Genomic DNA, 6,064 nt, shown 5'->3' with positions numbered 1-6,064 from the left:
GCACCTCGATACGCAGGCCGCCTGCGTTCACCCTCACGTCGNACGCNGGCGGCCTGCCGCGTTTCAGCGCGAGCGAGATGTCGGCCTTGCCCTCCCCCGAAACACTGCCCGGGGGCAGCAGGATCCCGAAAGCCTCCAACGTATGCGGCGACAGCGCGATCTGCCCCGTGAGCGTGCTGCTGTCCGACCCCGGCCCGATCCGCTGGGACCAGCGCGCGTCAAAGCCGATCCCGTCGAGTCGCCCTTCCCCCGCGATGGTCAGCCGCTCGTTCGTCGCCGCCAGCGTCATGCTTGGCACCCGAAGGGTCCGGTCCTTGACCAGCGTGTCGCTGGACAGGTCCGACAGCGTGCCGTCGAAGTGATAGGTCACATCCTCGGGCTTGCCGCCCTTGCGCAGTGGGAAGGACAGTGTGCCATCAAGCTCGGCACGCCCGTCGGCAAGCGTCACGGGCAGCTTCACCTTGTCCATCACCCGCATGGGCGGCTGGTTCAGCAGCGACAGCGCCGCCGTGACGGTCGATTCGGTGTGCAGGCGCACCACGGCGGGCGGCCCGCCCTTCACCCGTACATCGGGCATGATGAACGAAGACCCCGCGATGTTCACCGCCCCGCCCTGCGGCGCGATCACGCGGCCCGCGTCCAGCCCCAGCACGAAACGGTTGTCGAGCAGGCTGGCGTGGCCGTGGGCATCCTGAACATGGGGCATCGTCTTCATGAAGCGCACCTCGGCATCCGCGTATTCGAAGGCCAGATAGGTGCGCGGCCCGGCCCCGGGGGCGAGGCGCACCGCCACGTCCACATTGCTGAGTTGCCCGCCCTTGAGGTTCTCCTCCAGCCAGCGGCGCGTCTTTGGCTTGGCCTGCGTCGGCCAAAGCTCCAGCAGCCGGGGCGGCGTGATCGTATCGAGCCCCGCGTCCACCGACACATTCCATCCGTCGGACCCGGCTTCGGCTTGCCCTTCGACGGTGAGCGTACTGCCGCCATCGTCGATCTGCAGGCGGCCCAGCCGCAGGCGGAACGGATCGAGCTGAAGCTGCAGGTCCACATCCGCACCGGCGAGCGATACCGGCGCGGCATAGAGATCCGCCGGATTGGTCACGATGCCGCGCAGTTGCAACTGGGCGATCAGCCGGTCGAGCCTTCCCGCGGCGATCCCTTCCAACTGGGCCTCGCCGGTCATCCGCCCGCTGACCCACGGGCTGCGGACCGACAGGTCATCGAACCGCAAAAGCTGCGCCTCCGGGTCGTAGACGAAATAACTGCGCGCCCCGTCGAAGGGGATCGGCGCGGTGCCCGGCTCGGGCTGCAGTGCGCCCGCCCCGATTTCCAGCGCCGCATTGAGCGGCTCCAGCCGCCCCGCCGCCGTCAATCCGCTGCGCACCGAGCCCGAGATCGGCGCGTCGAGCGCGCCCAGCCACGCGAAGGCCGGGCCCTGTGCGGCGATGTCGGCGGCGGCGATATCGTCGAAGGAAACGCCGAATTGGGCCTCCGCCGTACCCAGCCGGGTGGTGTAGCTGGCCGAGAGCGTCGCAACCCCCGCCCGCCCGCTGAGCAGTGCAAGGCTGGTCGACAGGGCCAGCGCATCGCCATCGCGCCGAAGCTGCATCCGCCCGCCGTCCACCGTCCAGCCGCGTTTTGTGCGGGCGTCTTCGTACCGCAGGGTCAAGGCCCGCAGCGACACCTGCCGCAGCGCGGACAGTGCCGGCGCGTCGAACAGCGCGTCGATCTGGCCCACCAGTTCCGGCAGCGTTGCCGCCTGCCTCACGCGTGGCGCGGCACCCGGCCCGGCGCTCAGGCTCACCCGGCCATCAAGGCCCCGGCGCAGGCGCAGGAAGATCCCCGACAAGGCAACCTCGCGCGGTTGCAACTGGCCGTCCAGCAGGGCGGGCAACGACAGGCTGGCCTTCACCTCGTTGAAGCGCACGATGTCGCCGCCGCCGGGGCTGCGCACGTCGATCTGGCTCAGCCGGATGCGGGGCCGCCAGCCTTCATCCATAATCAGGACGATGTCGCCGAAAGTCACCCGGGCCTGCGGCAGCGCCTCTGCAAGGCGCTCTTCGATCCGGGTTTCCAGCCACTCCGGCGCGCTGAGCGGGCGGCCCGTCAGCGCGATGAGCGCCAGCGCCCCCATGGCGGCAAGGCTCAGCACCACGGCCAGCAGCCACAGGCCCGCGCGGCGCAACCCGCGCCGCCGCGCGCGGCGGCCTTCCCCTGCCGTGTGCGGGCCGTTCTGCGCCATACCACCGCCGCCGTTGCCTGTTACCGGACCGCGCGACACCCGCTGCGCCGGGGGTTTAATCCCGCGCGGTCCGGCCTAGTATGTCAGCCTGCTCCGGCGCATCAAGCGAAACGGAGAGCGACACAATCACGAAACGGAAAAGATTTCATGCCAGAGACCCACGACGAGGCCCCCGATTTCACGCTGCCCGCCACCGGGGGGCAGGATGTGACCCTGTCCGACCTGCGCGGCGCGCCTGTGGTGGTCTATTTCTATCCGCGGGACGACACACCGGGCTGCACCAAAGAGGCCATCGGCTTTTCCGAACGGCAAGAGGCGTTCCGCGCCGCCGGGGCCCATGTGCTGGGCATCTCGCGCGACAGCATCGACAAACACGACAAGTTCACTGCCAAGCACGGGCTGACGATCACCCTGCTGTCGGACAGCGACGGCACGGTCTGCGAAGACTATGGCGTCTGGGTCGAAAAGAACATGTACGGCAAGAAAACCATGGGCATCGAGCGCGCCACCTTTCTGATCGACGCCAAGGGCCGGATCGCCCGGGTCTGGCGCAAGGTGAAGGTGCCCGGCCACGTTGATGAAGTGCTGCAAGCGGTTCAGGCGCTTTGACCGCCGCGCTTGCCGAACAGGCCGAAGCCGTCCTGCGTTGTGCCGACGGGCGCGAAAAGACCGCCCTGTCCCGTGAGTTCGCCGCGCGCTGGCAGGCGGCCCGCGCCCGGGGCGAAACCCCGCCCGTGGGGCGAGCCGACCCGCCGGATCATCCGGCCCGGCCCGCGCGGCCCGAACTGCTCAGCCCGCGGGAGGTGCCGCGCCGCCGCCCCGGCACGCCAGAGGGCCGCATCGCCCTGCTGCATGCGGTGGCACATATCGAACTCAATGCCGTGGACCTGCACTGGGACATCATCGCACGTTTTTCTCACGTGCGCCTGCCGATGGGGTTCTTCGACGACTGGGTGAAGGCCGCGGACGAGGAATCGAAACATTTCAACCTGATGTGCGACTGCCTCGAGGCGATGGGCAGCCATTACGGCGCCCTGCCCGCCCATGCCGGCATGTGGCGCGCGGCGCAGGACACGGCAGAGGATCTGATGGGCCGCCTCGCCGTGGTGCCCATGGTGCTGGAGGCGCGCGGCCTCGACGTGACGCCGGGCATGATCGAGATCTTCCGCAAGGCCGGGGAATCGGATGCCGTCGCAGCACTTGAGACGATCTATGCCGAGGAGGTTTCCCACGTGGCCTACGGCAGCAAGTGGTTTCATTTTCTCTGCGGGCGGGAAGACGTGGACCCGAAGGACCGGTTTCACGCCCTTGTCCGGCGCTATTTTCACGGCGCGCTCAAGCCCCCCTTCAACGAGGAAAAGCGGGCCGAAGCGGGGATTCCGCCGGACTTTTACTGGCCGTTGACGGAACCTCAGTAAGGCTGCGTGGGCCAAACCCTTGGTATCGGCGGATTTTTGCCGGATGGGCGGATTCGCTCCCCGTGACGTACCGGCAGCAAGCAACAGGGTTGCCCGATGGGGGTCCACTGGATATGCAACATGGAACCGGGCGCGACGAGTGGGACCGTAACGCCCAGCAGGGACGGACAAAGGAAAGAAACGTGCGCACAAGGCTTGCCATCAAGACACATGCTCTGTTGGAGCATTTCTTTCCCGAACGCCGCGTCTTCCTCAAATCCGATACCGACACCCGATTCATCCGCCTGCGCCCGTCGACCCAGCTTGCCGTCTTTGCGGGCAGTGCAGCGCTCGTGGCCTGGGCCATCATCGCCACCGCCGTGATCCTGATGGACAGCATCGGCTCGGGCAATTTCCGCGAACAGGCCAAGCGGGACCAGCGCACCTATCAGGCCCGCCTGAACGAACTTTCCTCCCAGCGCGACCTGCGCGCCGAAGAAGCGCTCGCCGCACAGGAACGCTTCAATGCCGCGCTCAAGCAGATCTCCGTCATGCAGTCGGAACTGCTGTCATCGGAAACCCGCCGCCGGGAGTTGGAAACCGGCATCGGCGTGATCCAGAGCACGCTGCGCTCCACCATGAAGGAGCGGGAGACGGCGCGGGGCCAGCTTGCGGCGCTGGAAACCTCCATCGAGGAATCGGGCAACGGCACCCTGCAGACCGCCGCCTCCAACGTTTCGCTCAATTTCCTGTCCGACGCGCTGGCCGAAACCGCGGCGGAGCGGGACAAGGTGATCGCCGACGCGCAGGAGGCATTGCTCCACGCCGATGAGATGGCCCACCAGATCGCCGTGATGCGCGAGCGGAACGACACGATCTTCCGCCAGCTCGAAGAGGCGATGACCGTCTCGGTCGCCCCGCTGGACAAGATGTTCCGCAGCGCCGGCATGCCCACGGACCGCATCATCGCCACGGTCAAACGCGGCTATTCCGGTCAGGGCGGCCCGATGACACCGCTGTCCTTCTCCACCCGGGGGGAGGAACCCACGCCGGATACACTGCGTGCGAACCGGCTGCTCGACCAGATGGACCGGCTGAACCTCTACCGAATCGCCGCCGCCAAGGCGCCCTTCGCCAACCCCGTGAAAAGCGCCTTTCGGTTCACCAGCCAGTTCGGCTACCGGCGCGACCCCAAGACCGGCGGGCGGCGGATGCACTCCGGCGTGGATTTCGCCGCAGGCATGGGCACCCCGCTTTATGCAACCGCCGATGGCGTCGTCACCCATTCAGGCTGGCAGTCGGGCTATGGCCGGCTGGTCAAGATTCAGCATGAATTCGGTATCGAAACACGCTATGCTCACATGTCCAAGCTACGTGTAAAAGTCGGCCAAAGGGTCTCGCGCGGGCAGCATATCGGTGATATGGGAGCGTCCGGACGGGTCACTGGCGTCCATTTGCACTATGAAGTCCGTGTAGGTGGCAAGGCTGTAAACCCAATGATCTATATCAAGGCTGCAAACGATGTTTTCTAAAAGCAAAATCAACGAACCCGCGAAGAACACCGAAAACACCAAGACATCGACGCCTCCGTCCTCCGCGCCTGCGTCTTCCTCGGGCAGCGCCGCTTCTTCCACCGGCTCGTCCAGCGATTACAAATCCAGCGCGCCCAAGGCCAAGCCGCCCGCGTCCGTCCTGTCCTCCGACCTGCATATCACCGGCAACATGAAGACGACGGGCGACATCCAGATCGAAGGCACCGTCGAAGGCGACATCCGCGCGCATCTGCTGACCATCGGTGAATCCGCCACCATAAAGGGTGAGGTGATTGCCGATGACGTGGTCATCAACGGGCGTATCGTGGGCCGCGTGCGTGGGTTGAAGGTTCGCCTGACCTCCTCCGCCCGGGTCGAAGGCGACATCATTCACAAGACCATCGCGATCGAAAGCGGTGCGCATTTCGAAGGCTCCGTGCAGCGGCAGGACGACCCGCTGAACCCCGGTGCCAAATCGGCCCCCGCGCAAAAGCCGAACCCGGCATCCTGAGATATTCAGCCACGCTGACGCAGAAGGCCCGGAACCGACGTTCCGGGCCTTTCTCGTTCTGAACCAACTCTCCCCGCGCAAACGGGGCGCGCGCCCTCAGCGGCCGAGCATCCATTCGCCTTCGGGCCAGAAGGCATCGAAGGCAAAGGCGAACATCACGTCATGGGGAAGATCGCGGCCCTGCGCGTCGCGTACGCGGATGCTGCCCACGTCCTTGCCTTTGTCGATCTCGGCCGAATCCAGGGCGGAGGCCTGTCCCGCCTGCCAGCTGATCTGCACACCGGCTTCAGAGATCTGCTGCTCCTTCGACAGACGGTCCAGCGGCCAGGCCCGGTCCCCCACCCGCACGACGCGGGAAAGCGGTTCGATCCCGTGGGGCGGTGCT

General features: G+C 66.7%; 5 protein-coding genes. 4 read left to right on the top strand and 1 reads right to left on the bottom strand.

The features are described 5' to 3' along the window. Positions 1 to 2,386 precede the first annotated feature (2,386 nt). The 4 genes from bcp (at position 2,387) to A3728_RS07445 (ending at position 5,679) form a co-directional block, all read left to right on the top strand. Positions 2,387 to 2,848: a thioredoxin-dependent thiol peroxidase gene (gene bcp, locus A3728_RS07460; protein WP_067921671.1), complete on the top strand. Its 462-nt coding sequence runs from the start codon at positions 2,387 to 2,389 to the stop codon at positions 2,846 to 2,848. Beyond that, positions 2,845 to 3,657 carry a ferritin-like domain-containing protein gene (locus tag A3728_RS07455; protein WP_067921668.1) on the top strand — a complete coding sequence of 271 codons (813 nt, stop codon included), beginning with the start codon at positions 2,845 to 2,847 and terminating at the stop codon, positions 3,655 to 3,657. The genes bcp and A3728_RS07455 overlap by 4 nt, the downstream gene beginning before the upstream one ends. Positions 3,658 to 3,839: 182 nt before the next feature. Continuing rightward, positions 3,840 to 5,168 (top strand): M23 family metallopeptidase, encoded by a 1,329-nt coding sequence (locus tag A3728_RS07450; RefSeq protein WP_067921667.1) that lies wholly within the window; start codon positions 3,840 to 3,842, stop codon positions 5,166 to 5,168. Next, positions 5,158 to 5,679 (top strand): bactofilin family protein, encoded by a 522-nt coding sequence (locus tag A3728_RS07445; RefSeq protein ID WP_067921659.1) that lies wholly within the window; start codon positions 5,158 to 5,160, stop codon positions 5,677 to 5,679. The genes A3728_RS07450 and A3728_RS07445 overlap by 11 nt, the downstream gene beginning before the upstream one ends. Before the next feature lie 96 nt (positions 5,680 to 5,775). On the opposite strand, the gene A3728_RS07440 is transcribed toward A3728_RS07445, so the two are convergent. Beyond that, a partial coding sequence (locus A3728_RS07440) for a DUF3179 domain-containing (seleno)protein (protein ID WP_150120682.1) occupies positions 5,776 to 6,064 on the bottom strand: 289 nt, incomplete at its 5' end.

Origin of the sequence: Sulfitobacter sp. HI0040, from assembly GCF_001634885.1 — a bacterium.
In the GTDB taxonomy this organism is placed as follows: Bacteria; Pseudomonadota; Alphaproteobacteria; order Rhodobacterales; family Rhodobacteraceae; genus Sulfitobacter.
Note: the sequence above shows the minus strand (reverse complement) of the source record. Positions and strands in the feature narration are given on the sequence as shown.